This window comes from Ruegeria sp. ABM4_193 (genome assembly GCF_056158705.1).
On record NZ_JBSWTT010000003.1, the window covers coordinates 374,023 to 391,227 of the forward strand.

Genomic DNA, 17,205 nt, shown 5'->3' on the forward strand with positions numbered 1-17,205 from the left:
TTTGCGTGGATCAGGCGGGTTTGAACAGCGGCAGCAGTGGCTCGCCATTCGGCTTGAGGCCCGGATTGACCGTATCCTTGTGGATCAGGCCAACAACCTCGTGCGTCAGGAAGACATAGCAGCCGCTTTCGTCCATGAGACCCTGCATCTTCTTGTAGATCTCATCGCGCTTGGCCGGATCGCTTTCAACCAGGCCCTCTTCGTGCAGCGCCTTGTATTCCTCGTTGTTGAAACGTTCCCAGTTCCAGACGCCGACCTGTTCGGGCGTGAACCAGACAGTCGCCCAGCTTGGGTCGGGGTTCATCGAGAACCGGCTGAGCACCAGCTGAAGATTCATGAAATAGTCGCCGTCCTTGGAACCCAGCGTCCAGAACGTCCCACTGTCATTTTGCTTGATCTCGCAAGTGATACCGACATCGGCCAGATTGGCCTGAATGACCTGAGCCGCCGTCAGACGTTCGGATTGGTTCAGGATGTCGAGCGTCACGGTCATGCCTTCGGCACCGGCTTCGGCCAGCAATTCGCGGGCCTTGTCGGGGTCATAGTCATAAGTCACACTGTCCCGGCTGCCGGGCAAACCGGGCGCGATGATGCCATTGCCGACAGCGGCGGCCCCGAAATAGGCCGCGTCAACTACGGTCTGCCGGTCAATCGCGTGCTGAATGGCACGGCGGATGCGCACGTCTTTCAGCGCTTCGTTGTCCTGGTTCATGCCCAGCCAGACATAAGCCAGCGAGGGTTTTTCCTCGACAACCGATCCCGCAGGCGGGTTTTCCTTGAGACGCGGCAGCGAGGATACCGACGTCCAAGTATAGTCCAGATCGCCCGCTTCAAATCCCAGTTCAGCGGTCGAAGGGTCTTCGATTGGTAGGATGTGGATTTCTTCGTACCCGCCCGGCTCATACGCCCAATCCGGGTTGCGTTTCAGAACAGTTTTCTGTTTGGGCACCCACTCGGTCAGGATGTACTGACCGGATTGCGCAACCGGCTCGGATCCGATCTTGCCGCCGATTTCCTCGACCGCTTTGCGCGATACGATGCAGGAGGCAGGCGTCGGCAGTGTGGTTGTCCAAAGCGGCACGAACTTGTTTTTCAGGTGGATCAGGCCCGAGAGGTTGTCCTTGATCTCAACCTCTTTCAAAGCGCTCCAATCGCCGGCATAGGGGCTTTCATTGGCCGGATCGGCGATACGCTCAATCGAGAACTTAACGTCATCGGCGGTCATCTGACCGAAGCCGTCCGTGAAACCGATATTGTCACGCAGTTTGAAGGCTATGGTCAGGTCGTCCAGCTGTTCGATGCTTTCGACAGCAACCGGCCGCCAATTCCATTCGTCGCCCTGTTGGTTCGACACCAGTGGGGCATAGATCGACCGCATGATGTCGGCCTCGGGCAGGGCCAGCCAGAAGGCCGGGTCCAGCACCTGCAAATCGCTATAGGACCGGATGGTCAGGACCGAACCATCGGCGCTGACGGCCATATGCGGAAAGGCCAAACTGGCCGCGCCCAATGCACCGGCACCGGCCAGAACGGAGCGTCGGGAAACGTCTCCCTTGAAAATCGAACTCATTTGCTTACTCCCTGTTTGTCTTCGTGTCCGGGCATCTGTCCGGTTTGGTTGCTTGCGAGCAGACGTGCCCGCGACTTCAGGTGCCAGCAGGCGTTATCCGTTCTTTTTCTTATTTGACTGTGGCAGTTGCTCATCAGCGCCAAGCGCTGAGAATCTTGGGATGATGACGGGTGAGTTCACCCAGATCATGCGCGCGGGTTGATCGGTTACATTGCGCAGAACGTGCAGAATTTCTCCGGGAAAGCTGAAACTGTCCCCAGTGCGCAAGGTGACGGTTTCGTCCTCGAGAACCAGTTCTAGTTCACCATCCAGAATGACCCCATGCATCTCGCCATCGCGCGAGAAATACTGGTCTACGACCTGTTCGGAATAGGGGCGGTAATCTGAGACGCCCAAACAGAACCCTCCGCCAATTGAACTGGAGAGCAACTGATCCGCATAGCCAGATTGCTCGATAGGTTCGTCATACAGCAAATTCAAATTTCGACGGTTGGATTGACGCACGACGTATGCACGCTCCAGCGGGCCCGAGCCGGGGCGGTGGTTGAAAAACCATTCCTCGGGGACACCCAAAGCGTCGGCAATGCGAGAGATTTTATTGAGCGAGGCACTGACAGTTCCGCGTTCGATTGCGCTGAGATGGCTGATCGAAACACCGCTGCTGGACGCAAGCTCGGCCAGGGTCATCTGGCGGGCCTTGCGCAGCTGACGCACCTCAGCCCCGAAGGCTGCAAGCCCCTCTTCGCTGGCAGTGCGGGTGTATTTTTTTGATCTGGCCTGGCTCACGATTCCTCCCTTCGTGCGCTCGGTATTTCGGAATTGTTACGATATAGTTTCTTTTTCGCAAGAAAAATAGTTCATTTTTCTCGTATTTGCGATATCTCCCTGCGCTTGCTACCACCGGATACCAATGCGCAGAGCGTCGTAGATTGCAGCGTGAATGTTGCGTGCCGACACGGCATCGCCAATACGATACAGATCAAATCCGGCGCTGGGATTGGGTTGCGAAAACAGGTCGCCCTTGCCAGAGACAAGCGCACTGTGATCCACCGCCCCGCGATTGCGCGACAGAGGCTTGAGGTCAAAGTAAAGATCGTCCAGTGGCAGTGTGCCTTGATTGACAACCACCTGATCATATTCTCTTTTCTCAATCAGATCCGAATAGTCGGTTCCAATATAGGCTTGTAGCTGATTGCCTGATTTTTCGATCGTTTGCAGGGTTCGGGTGACCGTGAACACGGCCCCGGTTTTCTGCAACGAGCGCATATAGGGCACCAGATTCATCGCCATGACTTCGGGCGCAAAACTGCGGTCACGGGTCATGACCTCGACCCGTGCACCGGAGGCTGCGATGACCTCGGCGGCCATCAGGGCCGGATGATCCCCCGCATCGTCATAAATCAGCACGTTTTCGCCCGGCTGTACGTCGCCGGACAGGATATCCCAAGCGGACACGGCCAGTTCATTTCCCGAATCGAGGATCGTTGTCTCGGGCAGACCTCCGGTCGCGATCACCACCACATCCGGCGACAGCGCGGTCACGTCACTGGCCTCGGCATACGTGTTGAACTGAAACTGGACGTCCCGCGCAGCGCATTGCGCCATACGCCAGTCGATGATCCCGATCATCTCTGCCCGGCGCTTGGATTGCGCGGTCAGGCGCACTTGCCCGCCGGGTTCGGGGGCCGCCTCCAGAACGGTGACATCATGACCACGCTCAGCGGCGACACGCGCGGCTTCCAACCCAGCGGGACCTGCGCCAACAATCAACGCACAGCGGCGTGTTTCGGCAGCGGGGATGACATGTGGCATCGACAATTCACGCCCCGTTGCGGCGTTGTGAATGCACAGTGCTTCGCCTGCTTGATAGATGCGGTCGAGGCAGTAGGTGGCCCCGACACAAGGCCGGATGTCATCTTCCTGTCCGGCTTGGATTTTGGACACGATCATCGGGTCGGCCATATGCGCGCGGGTCATCCCCACCATATCCAAAAGACCCGAGGAAACCGCATGTCTCGCCGTCGCCACGTCAGGGATGCGCGAAGCATGGAAGGTCGGCATGCCCGTTTCAGCCCGCACCCGCCCGGCGAAATCCAGATGCGGCGCGCTTTTCATGCCCTGCACAGGGATCACATCCGTCATGGCAGGGTCGGTGTGAATGCGCCCGCGAATGACATTCAGAAAATCCACCTGACCGCTATCCCGAAGCCTGCGCGCGATTTCCAGCCCTTCTTCTTCGGTGATGCCGCCTTTTTCGACTTCATCGGCGGTATAGCGGACGCCGACGATGAAGTCGGGGCCGACGCGGTCGCGGATCGCATCCAAAACCATAAAGCCAAAGCGAAGTCGGTTGTCGAGATCACCTCCAAACGGTGCGTCCATCGTGTTGGTCAGCGGCGACCAGAATTGGTCCAGCAAGTGCCCGTAAGCCTGCAACTCGATCCCGTCCAATCCGGCGGACTGCATGCGTTCAGCCGCATCGGCGTAGTCGGTCACGATCCGCTCGATATCAAAGTCTTCCAACTTCTTCGGAAAGGCCCGATGTGCCGGTTCGCGGAAATGCGAGGGGGAAACTGACGGCAACCAATCGCCCTTGTTCCATCCTGTGCGCCGCCCCAGATGGGTCAGCTGGATCATCACAGCGCAGCCATGGGCGTGGCAGGCATCGGTCAGTTCGCCCATCCAGCGCACGACCTCATCCTTGTAGGCGAGGATGTTGTTGAACACCGGTGGGCTGTCGCGGCTGACGGTGGCAGACCCTGCGGTCATTGTCATTGCAACACCCGCTTTTGCCCGCATTTCGTGATAGGCGCGATAGCGTTCTTTGGGCATTCCGTCTTCTGGATAGGCGGGTTCATGACTGGTAGTCATGATCCTGTTCTTCAGGGTCAGGTGCTTTAATTGATAGGGTTGCAACAGGACGTCACGGCTCATGGCGAGGTTTCCCGGTCAGACGCCTGCGATGCGACGACATCCTTTGGAATGACGACCGGTGAGACCGCCCAGATCAACCGGCATACCTGATCAGTGCGGTTGCGGGCATGGTGCGGGATACGTGCGTCAAAGCTGTAGCTGTCCCCGGCGCGCAGTGAGATGAACTCATCGCCGATCTGCATCTCCAACTCACCTTCCAGCACCAAGCCGTGCTCTTCACCCTCGTGCTTTTGCAAAGGGTCTTCGGGGCGTTCCGAGTGAGGTGCATACACCGCCAAACCCATATAAAACTGCCCGCCGATCGAACTGGACAGCAGGTGATCAGTATAGCCCAACTCAGCCGCATCCTGACCGTAGAGCGTATTCAGCGCCCGACGGTTCTGGGCGCGAACAACATAGGCCTGTTCCATTGGCCCGGCACCAGCGCGGCGGGCAAAAAACCAGTCTGGCGTAACGCTGAGCGCGCTGGCGATTGCCTGCAACACGTCAACCGAAGGTTTGGAGACCCCGCGCTCAATCGCCGACACATGGCTAAGCGAAATACCCGCCTCTTCGCTCAATTGTTTGAGCGTCAGTTGGCGGGCTTTGCGCAATTGCCGAACCTCACTGCCTAGTGAGGAAATTGCGGATGGCAAAGCGACGACATTGTCAGATGGCATTTGGCTCTCCGAAATTGGGCTGAGCGTTGAGTTCTGTCAAAATTGAAATCAGACTAGAATTTTAAAGTCAAATTCTATTTTGCATCGAAAAGCACGGAGCTATTGCAAGTTCGCTCCAGATTTGCAGAAGTGGAATAAACACCAAACGCACGCGGCGGATCACTATGAGAGACCAGACCGACTGTCCTTTCGACGTGTCAGAAACAGATCATCTATGGATCGAAATGCCCGATGGTGTGCGGCTGGCCGCGCGGCTGTGGCGTCCGGTGCTTCAAGACCCAGTCCCCGCCATTTTAGAGTACATCCCCTATCGCAAGACCGACATGGTTCGCGCGCGGGATGAGCGGAACCATCCCTACTTTGCCGCCCATGGCTATGCGTGTATCCGCGTGGATATGCGAGGATCAGGGGATAGCGAAGGGCACATGCCGGATATGTACGCACCGGCAGAACTGGACGATGCGCGGCAAGTGATCGAATGGCTGGCTGCACAACCCTGGTGCAATGGCCGTGTGGGCATGTTCGGCACATCCTGGGGTGGGACCGCATCTCTTCAGGCAAGCGTCGATGCGCCCGCACCGTTGAAGGCGGCAATAGCTGTCTGTGCCACACATGACCGGTTCGAGGACGACATCCACTATATGGGCGGTTGCGTTCTGTCGGACACGTTCGAATGGGGTGCAACGCTTCCTTCTATCCTGGCATCTCCACCGTCGCTGAATGTTGGGCCGGAATGGAAATCGCGTTGGAAAGAACGGATCGATAGTCTGACATTCCCCCTGCAGAACTGGCTGCGTGAGGATGGGCGCGGTGACTTTTGGCGCCACGGCTCGGTTATTCATACCGCTGCAGCCCTTTCGGTTCCGATACTGTCAGTCGGCGGGTGGAGTGATCGCTATTCCAATTCTGTTATGTCTTTGGTTGATGCCCGCCCCGATCTGGTCTGGGGGGTCGTCGGTCCTTGGGGGCATCATTATCCCGACCACGGGAACCCGGGTCCCTCCATCGGTTTTCAAAAGCTGGCGCTCGAGTGGTGGGATCATTGGTTGAAATCGGATCAACCCGACACCCCGGACTGGCCGCGCCTGCGGGTCTGGATGCGCGAATTCGACAGGCCGGGCGACAGTTTGGCCCAAAGAAATGGGAGATGGACGCAAAGCGGGCCAACCTCAAAGGAAAGCGAGATACAGGACTGGGACTTGTCCACGCTTAAATCCAGCGACGGCCCTGCACCATGGAGGGTTCCCGCAGACCCGACCGTCGGGCAAACCGCCGGGGACACGGGGTATTTTGGCCGCCTCGGCGGGCTGTCACTTGATCAAACCGCAGACGATGCCCGGTCATTGGTTTTCGAAACGGCTCCTTTGAAGCAAGACGTCATTATCTACGGTTCGGTAACACTGACTCTGCGTGGCGAGACCGGCGACAAACCGGGGCAGATCATCGCCAGGCTCAGTGATGTGAGCCCGGAAGGGGTGGCTGCACGAATAAGCTACGGCGTTCGAAATCTGTCGCTTGACGAGAATTTGGATTGCAAACCATCAGCGACGAGGTCAGGCAAATTCAATGCGGACTTTCGGCTTCATTCAACGGCGTATCGTGTCCGTAAGGGACATAGTCTCCGGCTTGCTTTGTCCTCATCTTACTGGCCCCTCATTCACGCAAAATCACCGGATTTAGATATACAGATAGATCACGCAACGCTGCGTTTGCCTGTTTTACCCGATGCGCCCGCTGACCTGTCCAGGCCACTGCCCGAAGCCCAAGACCTGCCCGTGCAGAAACGGTATACCACCCATGCGCCTGACGCTTTGACACGCTGGACGCAGACCAAGGGGAGCTGCATCGAGATGGGCTGGCATCAGCCGATGATGAAAACGACGTATGCTCAGACAGAGACCGTTTTCGGCTATGAGACCAGCATGACGCACAATCTGGACACTTCAAATGACGTAGAGCAACAGACAACCGTACGTCACAAGATGGTTTTCGAACGGCCTGACGGAACGGCTGAGGTTTCTGTCAATTTGACCGCCCGTACCACACGCGACCGCACCACGGCAGATGTCGAATTGAATGCGACATGGAACAATCAGCCCTTCGGAACCCGGCGATGGAGGAGGGCTCTGTAACGCAGTATCTGGCTGAACGAAGAATTGACACAGAACCCGCAGCTTATGCCACCAGTTCTTCAAATTGGCGAAGCAGACCGGACGTCACAGGGGCGCGCCTAGTCGACCAACTCGCCATCCGCGATGACACCGCTGATCAGGTTTACTCGCATCACACGTTGTTCCAGCGTTCCCTTGGCCTCAGAAATAGCCGCGAGGTAGTCATAGCTGTGCAGCGCGGTTTCGCGGGTGATCTGCACCGCCACTTTTGGAGAGATTGGTACAAACCGCACGTGATCTCAGGCGCGCTTCTGACTCAGCCGGTCGACATCCACTGAAACAACGGTGGTGATCTTGGGGTATCCGCCGGTGGTCTGATGATCTGACAAAAGCACCGTTGGCACCCTATCCCCGGCGACTTGAACCGAGCCGCCGGTGATGGCTTCGGATGGGATGGACAATGCCCGGTCCAGCGACAATTCCGGCCGTGAAAGACGCACGCTCATTCTGTCGAACGAACGGGTGAGGGCGAATCTCCTTTATTGGAATGCAGCACGCGCATTGTCTGAGAAGTGGCGATCCTGTGGGTTAAGGTCAATGCGGACCTCGTCGCCCTCCGGCAAGAAATCGGGATATTCAATGGTTCCGTGACGCTCTTCAAGAACGCGCGCATTCGATATCTCGATTTCCTGGCCAGAGGTAAGCTAGGCACCGCCAAATCCTGAGATCGAATGCGTAAAGGCGCTTCCCAACCAGGAGTTGGCCTCAACGGTTCCTGTAAAGGCCAGATAGGTCCAGCTTCCATATTTCCCGGCGCGAATGACAAGCTTGTCACCCTGCTTAAGGGAAAATACGCTACAGCGACAGATAGTTTGCCTGACACGCATTCAAGCGCTTGCGCCCCCGCCCAAGCACAGGATTTCGGGAAGGCGACACAGTGAGCGAAGCATTTTTTAACAGGCTGAAAGTCATGTTGCGACGCGGCTTTGCAAAAGTCCCAAACAGCGCGTCAGTCTGGTGCGCTGTTCAGTTTGACATCAGCAGTCGATGCGAAGGTTCTCTGGCAAATTCTGGTAGCAAACCGGGCGTAGAAAACGGCGGATTGAAAGCGTTCCTACGCTGGTCGCTCCAAAATTTGTCGATGCCGGATAGGGGCCGCCATGCACCATGCTGTCTGCAACTTCGACCCCGGTGGGAAAACCATTGAACAAAACGCGCCCGGCCTTACGCTCGAGTATAGGCAGCAAGATCGACGCATGTGGGACGTCTGCGGAATCCATGTGCACGGTCGCGGTCAACTGACCCTCCAACGTCCGTGCGATAGTAGTGAAGGCGTCGGCATCCCTGGCGACGACGACAAGTCCCAGCGGCCCGAAAACCTCGTGCGATAAGTCCGGGTTGGCCTCAAAGGCTTCAGCCGAGACCTGATAGAGAAAGGCACTCGCGTCCCGGTTTTCGGCTGTTCCGGACACCAATGTCGTGACTTCGGGCGCTGACGCGATGCGATCACGACCATCGCGGAACGCTTGGGCAATACCGTCTGTCAGCATGGTCTGAGAGGCGGCAGCCTGTATCGCCTCGGCGGCCTCGGTGATAAAGGTTTGGGCGTCTGGGCCATCTGGCACTATGGCCAAGCCCGGATTGGTACAGAACTGGCCTGCGCCCATCGTCAGCGAGGCCGCCCAGCCTTGGGCAATTTCTGCCCCACGGGATTTTAGGGCAGCAGGCAGTAGAAACATAGGATTGACCGAGCCCAGCTCGCCGAAGAACGGGATTGGTTCTTCGCGGGCGGCGCAGAGGTCGAACAAAGCGCGTCCTCCGCGCAAGGACCCGGTGAAGCCGACAGCTTTGATGAAAGGGTTCTGTACCAGCGCGCCACCGACAGCAACGCCGCCATCTTGAACAAAACTGAACACTCCCGGATGTAAGCTAAGAGCCTCTCTGGCCGCGTCAATGGCTTCAGCCACGATCTCGCCCGTGCCGGGATGCGCCGGGTGACCTTTGACCACCACGGGGCATCCTGCCGCCAGCGCGGCTGCGGTGTCCCCGCCCGCAGTCGAAAAGGCCAACGGAAAATTTGACGCGCCGAAAACCGCCACCGGACCAATAGGGCGCTGCACCATTTTCAGATCCGGGCGCGGCAATGGCTGGCGATCGGGCAAGGCCGCGTCGTGGCGATAATCCAGATACGCACCATCGCGGATATGGCTTGCAAACAGGCGCAACTGCCCAGTGGTTCGCCCCCGCTCACCCTCCATCCGAGGCGCTGGCAGACCGGTTTCCGCGCAGCCGATTTCGGTAATATCTGCTCCACGCTTTTCGATCTCGTCAGCGACCCGCTCCAGAAAAACAGCACGGTCTTCACGGGTTGAATACCCGTAGGACCAGAAGGCATCTTCGGCTGCAGCGCAGGCCCGCGCAACCAGTTCCGGCGTACCGGCTGAATAGGTCCTGGGCGTTCCGGTTGCGGGGGCAGACTGAAAGCTGCTGTTGCCTGCCATCCATTCTCCGGCAATCAGGCTGTGTCCGTTCATCTCAAATTCCTCAGATCAGGTTGCGTGCGGCAAGGTTTTTCATCAGCGCGCTGGTGCCAAAGGTCCAGGGCGGGCATTCAGTGGACAGGCGCACCGTGTTGACCAACCTTCCGAGCGCCGGGTTCGATATTTCAACCAGATCACCCATCTTGTGGGTAAAGCCCCCGCCGGGCGTATCGCGGTCTTGTGTCGGTGCAAACAATGTACCCAACATAAGAAAGAAACCATCCGGGTATTGATGATGCGCGCCACGCGCCTGACCAACCAGATTTTCCGGGTCACGGCTGATTTCGGCCATCGAGCTGGTTCCGTGCATTTCGAACCCTTCTTCGCCGGTTACTTTCAGCGTCAGTTCGGCCTGTCGGACGTCATCCATCCCGAAGCTGTCGTCAAACAGCCGCAACATCGGACCTATGGCACAAGACGCGTTGTTGTCCTTGGCCTTTCCCAACAACAGCGCCGAGCGCCCCTCGACATCCCGCAGATTCACATCGTTGCCAAGTGTCGCGCCCTTGATACGAGCAGCACTATCGACGGCAAGAACGACCTCGGGTTCGGGGTTGTTCCATGTCGAGATCGGGTGCAACCCGACGCTCGCGCCGAAGCCTACCGCTGACATGGCTTGCGATTTGGTAAATACCTCAGCATCCGGGCCGATACCAACTTCAAGGTATTGCGACCAAACATCCTCGGCGATCAGAGCCTCTTTCAACGCCATTGCCTTGTCCGAGCCCGGCACCACATCCCGCAGGCTGTCGCCCAGAATCTCGGTACAGCGGGCGCGAATGGCGTCCGCCTTGGCCGGGTCACCCTTGGCTTTTTCCTCGATCACACGTTCCAACATCGATGATACGAAAGTCACGCCGCAGGCCTTGATCGGTTGCAGGTCGGATGGTGCAAGGAAATATGGTCTGGATGGATCGGGCGCTTCTGTTGAGTTGGCCGAGACTTCGTTGATACCGCCGATGTCCGTACCGTCCACTGCATTGGCCGCAGCAGCGGGATCGTCCAGTTCCAGAAGCGCCTGCATCGTTGGGGTCTGTGACGAGGTGATGTCGACCAGACGATCACCCCGCCGCGCCACCACTGCGGGGCCTCGAGCCTGCGGCAGCCAGATACGGCCGACGAACGTTCCGGTGTCAGGTAAGTTCAGTGTCATTTGGTGTTTCCCAAAGAATAAAGTTTGGACAAAAGCTGATCGGCCTGATCGCAGGCGGCCCAGGTCAGAGACATGTGGTCTGCGTCGGTGATCATGTGCCAATCAGCGTTTTCGGATTGCGACATCAGCGCGCCGCCCCGCAGATATTCGGAGGTTTCGGCGCTGCCATTGATGTAGAGGACAGGTGGTCGGTTTGCATGCGCGGACAGCGTGAATTCTGCCACCTCTTCCACAGTCAGCCCAAGTTCCGATTGCAGAAAAGACAGGCGCACGGGGGCCAGATCATAAACCCCGCTGAGCGATAGAACACCCAGCGTTCGCGCGGCCAGAGCATCGTCGGTCGTGGCCGATAGCGCCAGATGCGCACCGGCGGAATGGCCAATCAGGACGAACCGCACCCCAGGAAACACCTCGGCCAGTTTGTGCAAGGCTGTTTTGGTATCTGCCACGACATCGGCCAACCGAACCTCGGGCATCAGGCGGTATTCGATATTGGCCACACTGGCCCCCGCTGACAGAAACGCGGGAACCATGAAACGATGCGCCTCGGCCTCTAGCGCCCGCCAATAGCCACCGTGAATGATGACAGGCAAAACAGAGTTTGGACCTGTGCCTTCGGTCCATTCAACCCATTGGCGCGGATGGTCTCCGTAAGCCGTGCGTGTAAACAAGCACTGTTGAGCTACAGCGTCGCTGTCCCGCGCCATACGGTCCAACGCTTCGGCGAAACCGGGAATGACCTCAGAGAATTTGAGCTGGCTGTCCCAGAAGGCCTGCATGGCTAAACCTCTTTCTTCGCGATTTGTCCGTAAGCCTGGCGTAACGCACGGTTTTGCAAATCGGTAGCACCGCGTGTGGAATTCAGAACCAAGCCGACAACGGCAATGCTGCTGGCCGTGCTTTCGACTGGGATCAGTGCGACATTGGTGCGACGTGCGACGCGACCTTCGAACCAGCGCAAACTAGTTTCCGTGACCTGACCGATCGTGAATTCCGGAATGGTCTCGAACCCGTAAGAACGCTGCAAGGGCGTCGCGCGTGTCTCACGCCCGACCGAATGCGGACCCATATGCAGTTCCAGATCCTGTGCCATGGCCAGAAATGATGTCACTTGAGAACTTTGGCGCAATTGCAGCAGGATAGGCTGAACCAACGGTGCCAGACGACCGACGCCGAACCCTTGCAGACCAATCCGTATGGCAGACATGCCGGGCAGATAACAACCCTGTGCGTCCCGACGCAGCATCCCTTCTGCTTCAAGCGTCGCGGTGTGCCGGTAACCACTGCTGGCAGGCAACCCTGCCGCCCGGATCAACCCCGCCGGAGAGCCATGCGCCTCATATGCGGGTGCGTTCAGTAGGGCCTGGAAGACGTCAATTGCGCGTTCATAGGCGGATTGGGTCATGCTGTCGCGCTCCCTTTGATGGACCGTTTTTCCAGGCGCAAGGCTGGACCTTGCGAGAGGATGGCGTCATCCGGCAAATCCCAGACGACATGCAGTTCGGCCCAGCTATCGGCCTTGACCGAGGGTGTTTCCAGTCCCCGCGGCAACACGATCTGAACCGGCTCTTCTACACGCTGCGGAACGGTATTCCCGGCAAGAATGTCCAGCGCCAGCCCCAGCGCCCTTGCACCCATACTGGCCGGGTAGTCCAGTGCAGCCATCGGCGCCTTGTGATGCAGACATAGTTTGTACATCTCGTTCAGGTCGCCGCCGGTATGGGCCGGGATATCAAAGCCGCCATCCAGGAAACGTTTGACTGAACCCACCCCTTGCAGACCACTGTCACACCAGACCCCGTCCGGTGGTCGGCGTGCCTCGGCCAGCACCTTGTCGATGGCATCATACCCACCTGCTTCGGTCCAGTCGGTATAACTGACGTTTTCAACCCTGATGCCCGGAAATTCCGAGAACACTGCAAGTGCGGCCTGTTGTCGTCTCAGCGCCGGGCTGGCCCCGTCCAGCCCGCTCAGCATCCACACCCGACCCTGACCAGACAGAGTTTCGGCCATCCACAGGGCGCTTATACGTCCGATCCTGCTGTCCGATGCCGTGACAAATGAAACAAGCGAAGACCTGTCATTTGGGCGGCGGTCAATCGCAACAATCGGCAGGCCCTCAGCGGCAAGCTCTCCGAGACGATCGCTGAGCGCCTTGTCGTTGACCGAAGTGATGGATATCAGCAGCAGGTCAATCCCCTGCCCTACCAGCTCGTCAATCTGGGCAAGCTGCAAAGCGGGATCATCCTCCGCATCCAAAACGATCAGCGCTTCGATCTGCGATTGCGCAATCCGTTCCGCGTAAAACAAACTTTGCAGCATGGCGCGGCGCCAGGCGTTGCTTGTGGAGGCGTTGGAAAAACCGATGCGGTATGGTGCTGCGCGCTGATATTGGCTGGCATCGACAGTCCGCACCAGCGTCGGGTCCCACTCCAGATCAGGAATACTACCCTGCGCTCCGAATCCCTGACCACCCGGTCGCGCCGACAGCTTTTTCACTTCCGAGGGTTCAGGCACCTCCAGCGCGGCAAAAAGCATCTGCCGGGACTTTGGTCCCAACCTGAGAAACCCATGGTCGAAACGTTCCAGCCACCCTGTCGCCACCATCGCCCGTAGAAGACCAAAACCTGTGGAACGGGTGACGCCCAAGTCTTCGAGGATATCATGCGTGCGACGCGGGGTGTTTCGTGCGTCGAACCCTTTCAGGATCGCCGCGATGCGCTGCACGTTTGATTTGTCATCCTGAGACATGAGCGCCTTCCCGATCAGCCCTGCGACCGTTTCATGTAAACGGCTGCGGCGAGGATAATCAGAGTACCCTTGATCACCAACTGCAACTCGATCGACAGGCCGAGGATGACGACGATGTTGAACAAAGATACCAGGATCAGCGCTGCCAGTAACACGCCAGGCACCGAGCCTTTTCCACCAGACAGTGCCGCGCCGCCAATCACAGCTGCTGCGATACTGTCCAGCTCATACCCGCGCCCAGTCCAGTTATCGACGATGCCGACATAGCCAACAAGGAACAACCCCGCGATAGCAGCCAGCACGCCCGAGATGACAAAGGCCATAACAACCAACAGGCGGGTCGGCGCGCCGGTCATGTACGCGGCTTCCGGGCTGTCTCCATAGAGTTTCAAGCGACGGCCAAAGACGGTTCTTTCCAGCAGCCAGTGCATCCCGAAACCCACGATAGCCAAGGCAATCAGCGCAACAGGGACGCCGAAAATGTCGCCCGTTGCGAGCCAACGGAAAGTGTCCGGCAATGTCCCGCCCGGCGCGCCTTTGGTGTAGGCAAAGCGAACACCTTGAAGCACGATCATGGTGGCAAGGGTCGCGAGGAACGGGGTCACCTTTCGAAAGGCCACAAGGTAACCGTTAATAGCACCTATGAACGCTCCCAACAGCAATGCCACGGTAAAGATCACCGGCGTCGAATCGATTAATGAGGTCGATAGAACTGCAACCGTGGCCATAATCGAAGCGACCGACAGATCGAGCCCGCGGACGATAATGACGATCATCTGACCGATGACCACAAAGCCCAGCGGCGCGGCCTGGATCAGAATGTCTTTCAGGTTCGCCGGTGTCAGGAACCGAGGAGACAAAGCTGTTGTCACTGCCCAGATCACGGCGAGGAAACCCAGCAGGATCAACAGCTCTCGCCGTTGGGTCGCGCGCACCGTATTGCGGTTGGGTTTGGCTTTTTCAGGGTTGGTGGCGGTCGCGGTCATGACTTGCCCTTTCCTGCAAAGAATGAAACGGCGGCGATGATGATCAGACCTTCGGCAATCCACTGGTAGTAGCTGGAAATATTCATGAAATTCAGAACATTCGCCAGGAACGCAAGCAGGATCACCGCCAGCGCAGTTCCCAGAACGCCGCCCTTGCCTCCGGCCAGCAACGTCCCGCCAACAATCACCGGCGTGATCGAGCGCAGATCGAACCCGACGCCTGCGCGCGGGTCTCCGACGCCAAAACGCCCTGTCATATACATCGCGGCTACGGCGCAAAGCAGACCGGACAGAGCGTAGATCGCAACTTTGGTCTGTTTCACCGGCAGGCCAGATACAGCGGCAGCGGCCTCGTTATCGCCGATGGCAAATATGCGGGTGCCAAAGGTCGTGCGCCACAACATGAAACCGATCAGCAGATACAGCGCGATGACGAACATCATGCCATAGGGCACCACGCCAAGGCGGCCATAGGTAAAATCCTCAAAGAAAAGCGGAACGGAGCCCGAAGGCTGTCGGGTGATCAACAGCGCAGCGCCTGCCAGAATCGTCGAGGAACCTAGCGTGGTGATCAGAGGGTGCACCCCGACATAGGCTGTGATGCCTCCGTTGATCATGCCAATGAGGATGCCGAGTGCGACGACCGCGGCCATCGCCAGCACTAGGGTCCCCGTCGTATCTCCGGCAATGGCGGCAAACACCACGCAAAGGAAACTCAGTGCTCCGGCATAGCTGAGGTCGATGCCGCCGGATAGGATCACAATAGTTTGTGCCAAAGCGACAATCGCAAGGGCTACCATCTGGTCCTGTACATTAGCCATGTTAAGCGGGGTTGCGAAACGGTCCGAGGCCGAGATGCCAATCACGAAGACAATGGCAATCAGGGCAACTACTACCAAATGAACGGGCTGGGCGCGTGTAGCGCGGGCGATCGTGCTCATGCAGCTACTCCGTGATGGGTTGAGGTTTCGGCAGCGGCCACGGTGATGATCGCCTCTTCAGTGATCTCGTCTCCGACCAGTTCTTTCGCCAGCTCTCCGTCGCGCATGACATGAACGCGGTCACACAGCCCCACGATCTCAATCAGTTCCGATGAGATCACCAACAGGGCCATGCCTTCATCCGCCAATTCACGCAGGGTCTTGTAGATCTCGGATTTTGCGCCAACATCGACGCCCCGGGTTGGCTCGTCGAGGATCAACAGCTTCGGTCGGTTCTCGAGCAAGCGCGCGATCAGGACCTTTTGTTGATTGCCGCCCGACAGCGCCGAGATCGGCAGGCCCACGTGGTCAACCACCACGCCGCGGCGGTCTTTCAGAACGGCTGCGCGACGCTCTTCATGCCCCGGTGGAATGGCGTTGTGATGCACGCCAAAACCGGGCGTTGTCGCCGCAAAGTTCCGTGCGACCGAGGAATTCAGGAACAACCCGTCGTCCTTGCGGGATTCCGTCAGCATCAGAATACCCGCCTCGATACACCCCGCTGGGTCACGATGGGGCATCGGCTCGCCCATCAGGGTAACATCACCGGTCGAGGGGGCCGCACCGAACAAAGCCAGCGCCAGTTCAGTCCGACCCGAGCCGACCAGACCCGCGAGCCCGACGATCTCACCGGCGTGGACGTCCAGATTGGCGGGCGGAAGGTGCGGAGCCACAACTAGGTTGTCCACTTCCAGCACCTTCTCACCCGCCGCTGGGTTCACGGCCTTGTGCGGGAAGAGGTCACCAAGCTCGCGCCCCACCATGGCAGCAATCACACTGTCATGGGTGTAATCCGTGGTCGGCCCTTTCGAGGTCACGACCCCGTCCTTGATCACCGTGATATCGGTGCAAATCTCAAAAATTTCGTCCAGGCGGTGCGAAACATAAACCAATCCCATACCTCGTTCCCGCAAGTCATTGATAATGCGGAACAGGTGCTTGGTTTCATTCTGGCTCAGCACGGCCGTGGGTTCATCCAGGATCAGAACCTTGGCCTCGACCCTTAGCGCCTTTGCAATCTCGACCATCTGCTTGTCAGCAACCGACAGAGTTTCGACCAGATCGTCGGGGTTCAGAGAAATCCCCAGATCGTCCAGCAGAGCCTGCGCGTTGCGCTTCAATGCCTTGCGGTCGATTAGGCCAAATTTGGTGCGTGGCTCAGCCCCCAGATAAATGTTCTCGGCAATCGACAGCGCACCCAGAACCGAAAATTCCTGATGCACAACCGCGATCCCGGCATTAAGGCTCTGGCGCGGATCAGACCAACCCGCTTCACTGCCCTCGAATTCCACATGCCCGCCAGTCGGCGTATAAAGCCCGGTCAGCAGTTTGATCAGGGTCGATTTCCCGGCTCCATTCTCACCACATAGGGCGACTGAATGGTTGCCATGGACTTCGAACTCGATCCCTTTTAGCACTTCGTTGGGGCCAAATGACTTGCTGAGGCCGCGCGCGGCCAGATATGGCTGTGCCATTCTTCTCTCCTCCCGTGGTGGCGGGGCGATTCAGTGCCGCCCCTGC

General features: G+C 58.2%; 15 protein-coding genes and 1 pseudogene. 1 reads left to right on the top strand and 15 read right to left on the bottom strand.

Annotated features, from left to right (window positions below; all coding sequences use genetic code 11):
• Positions 1 to 10 precede the first annotated feature (10 nt).
• From ACXADZ_RS20000 to ACXADZ_RS20015, 4 genes are all read right to left on the bottom strand, one after another.
• Positions 11 to 1,570, bottom strand: coding sequence for an ABC transporter substrate-binding protein (locus ACXADZ_RS20000; RefSeq protein ID WP_475199239.1), 1,560 nt, complete (start codon positions 1,568 to 1,570; stop codon positions 11 to 13).
• A 93-nt stretch (positions 1,571 to 1,663) separates the two neighbouring features.
• On the bottom strand, positions 1,664 to 2,356 hold the full coding sequence (locus tag ACXADZ_RS20005; RefSeq protein ID WP_171183670.1) for a helix-turn-helix domain-containing protein: 693 nt from the start codon (positions 2,354 to 2,356) through the stop codon (positions 1,664 to 1,666).
• Positions 2,357 to 2,464: 108 nt separating this feature from the next.
• A complete protein-coding gene (locus ACXADZ_RS20010) occupies positions 2,465 to 4,504 on the bottom strand; it encodes an oxidoreductase (RefSeq protein WP_475199243.1) in 2,040 nt (679 codons plus the stop codon).
• Complete coding sequence (locus ACXADZ_RS20015) at positions 4,501 to 5,163, bottom strand: helix-turn-helix domain-containing protein (protein WP_475199246.1); 663 nt, start codon at positions 5,161 to 5,163, stop codon at positions 4,501 to 4,503. Before ACXADZ_RS20015 ends, ACXADZ_RS20010 begins: the two co-directional genes overlap by 4 nt.
• 164 nt (positions 5,164 to 5,327) lie before the next feature.
• Between ACXADZ_RS20015 and ACXADZ_RS20020 the strand changes: the two genes are divergently transcribed.
• Complete coding sequence (locus ACXADZ_RS20020; RefSeq protein ID WP_475199248.1) at positions 5,328 to 7,295, top strand: CocE/NonD family hydrolase; 1,968 nt, start codon at positions 5,328 to 5,330, stop codon at positions 7,293 to 7,295.
• 98 nt (positions 7,296 to 7,393) lie between these two features.
• Here ACXADZ_RS20020 and ACXADZ_RS20025 read toward each other — a convergent pair whose 3' ends face one another.
• From ACXADZ_RS20025 to ACXADZ_RS20075, 11 genes and pseudogenes are all read right to left on the bottom strand, one after another.
• Positions 7,394 to 7,567 (bottom strand): hypothetical protein, encoded by a 174-nt coding sequence (locus ACXADZ_RS20025; protein ID WP_475199251.1) that lies wholly within the window; start codon positions 7,565 to 7,567, stop codon positions 7,394 to 7,396.
• Positions 7,568 to 7,573: 6 nt separating this feature from the next.
• A pseudogene (locus ACXADZ_RS20030) lies at positions 7,574 to 7,798 on the bottom strand (allophanate hydrolase); the annotation flags it as partial.
• A 180-nt stretch (positions 7,799 to 7,978) separates the two neighbouring features.
• Complete coding sequence (locus ACXADZ_RS20035) at positions 7,979 to 8,161, bottom strand: hypothetical protein (protein ID WP_475199253.1); 183 nt, start codon at positions 8,159 to 8,161, stop codon at positions 7,979 to 7,981.
• Positions 8,162 to 8,311: 150 nt separating this feature from the next.
• Positions 8,312 to 9,808, bottom strand: coding sequence for an aldehyde dehydrogenase (NADP(+)) (locus ACXADZ_RS20040; protein WP_475199255.1), 1,497 nt, complete (start codon positions 9,806 to 9,808; stop codon positions 8,312 to 8,314).
• 10 nt (positions 9,809 to 9,818) lie between these two features.
• Entirely contained in the window at positions 9,819 to 10,967 is a 1,149-nt protein-coding gene (locus tag ACXADZ_RS20045) for a fumarylacetoacetate hydrolase family protein (RefSeq protein WP_475199259.1), read from the bottom strand.
• On the bottom strand, positions 10,964 to 11,746 hold the full coding sequence (locus tag ACXADZ_RS20050) for an alpha/beta hydrolase (RefSeq protein ID WP_171668821.1): 783 nt from the start codon (positions 11,744 to 11,746) through the stop codon (positions 10,964 to 10,966). The genes ACXADZ_RS20045 and ACXADZ_RS20050 overlap by 4 nt, the downstream gene beginning before the upstream one ends.
• Positions 11,747 to 11,748: 2 nt before the next feature.
• Entirely contained in the window at positions 11,749 to 12,372 is a 624-nt protein-coding gene (locus ACXADZ_RS20055; protein ID WP_475199265.1) for a helix-turn-helix domain-containing protein, read from the bottom strand.
• Entirely contained in the window at positions 12,369 to 13,718 is a 1,350-nt protein-coding gene (locus ACXADZ_RS20060) for a substrate-binding domain-containing protein (protein ID WP_475199269.1), read from the bottom strand. Before ACXADZ_RS20060 ends, ACXADZ_RS20055 begins: the two co-directional genes overlap by 4 nt.
• A 14-nt stretch (positions 13,719 to 13,732) precedes the next feature.
• Positions 13,733 to 14,704, bottom strand: coding sequence for an ABC transporter permease (locus ACXADZ_RS20065; RefSeq protein ID WP_475199274.1), 972 nt, complete (start codon positions 14,702 to 14,704; stop codon positions 13,733 to 13,735).
• On the bottom strand, positions 14,701 to 15,645 hold the full coding sequence (locus tag ACXADZ_RS20070) for an ABC transporter permease (RefSeq protein WP_475199276.1): 945 nt from the start codon (positions 15,643 to 15,645) through the stop codon (positions 14,701 to 14,703). The genes ACXADZ_RS20065 and ACXADZ_RS20070 overlap by 4 nt, the downstream gene beginning before the upstream one ends.
• Positions 15,642 to 17,159, bottom strand: a complete 1,518-nt coding sequence (locus ACXADZ_RS20075; protein ID WP_475199278.1) for a sugar ABC transporter ATP-binding protein — start codon at positions 17,157 to 17,159, stop codon at positions 15,642 to 15,644. The genes ACXADZ_RS20070 and ACXADZ_RS20075 overlap by 4 nt, the downstream gene beginning before the upstream one ends.
• Positions 17,160 to 17,205 lie beyond the last annotated feature (46 nt).

Coding starts and splice junctions, on each gene's coding strand:
- ACXADZ_RS20000 (WP_475199239.1), bottom strand. CDS start 1,570: ATGAGTTCGATTTTCAAGGGAGACGTTTCCCGACGCTCCGTTCTGGCC.
- ACXADZ_RS20010 (WP_475199243.1), bottom strand. CDS start 4,504: ATGAGCCGTGACGTCCTGTTGCAACCCTATCAATTAAAGCACCTGACC.
- ACXADZ_RS20015 (WP_475199246.1), bottom strand. CDS start 5,163: ATGCCATCTGACAATGTCGTCGCTTTGCCATCCGCAATTTCCTCACTA.
- ACXADZ_RS20020 (WP_475199248.1), top strand. CDS start 5,328: ATGAGAGACCAGACCGACTGTCCTTTCGACGTGTCAGAAACAGATCAT.
- ACXADZ_RS20035 (WP_475199253.1), bottom strand. CDS start 8,161: ATGCGTGTCAGGCAAACTATCTGTCGCTGTAGCGTATTTTCCCTTAAG.
- ACXADZ_RS20040 (WP_475199255.1), bottom strand. CDS start 9,808: ATGAACGGACACAGCCTGATTGCCGGAGAATGGATGGCAGGCAACAGC.
- ACXADZ_RS20045 (WP_475199259.1), bottom strand. CDS start 10,967: ATGACACTGAACTTACCTGACACCGGAACGTTCGTCGGCCGTATCTGG.
- ACXADZ_RS20050 (WP_171668821.1), bottom strand. CDS start 11,746: ATGCAGGCCTTCTGGGACAGCCAGCTCAAATTCTCTGAGGTCATTCCC.
- ACXADZ_RS20055 (WP_475199265.1), bottom strand. CDS start 12,372: ATGACCCAATCCGCCTATGAACGCGCAATTGACGTCTTCCAGGCCCTA.
- ACXADZ_RS20060 (WP_475199269.1), bottom strand. CDS start 13,718: ATGTCTCAGGATGACAAATCAAACGTGCAGCGCATCGCGGCGATCCTG.
- ACXADZ_RS20065 (WP_475199274.1), bottom strand. CDS start 14,704: ATGACCGCGACCGCCACCAACCCTGAAAAAGCCAAACCCAACCGCAAT.
- ACXADZ_RS20070 (WP_475199276.1), bottom strand. CDS start 15,645: ATGAGCACGATCGCCCGCGCTACACGCGCCCAGCCCGTTCATTTGGTA.
- ACXADZ_RS20075 (WP_475199278.1), bottom strand. CDS start 17,159: ATGGCACAGCCATATCTGGCCGCGCGCGGCCTCAGCAAGTCATTTGGC.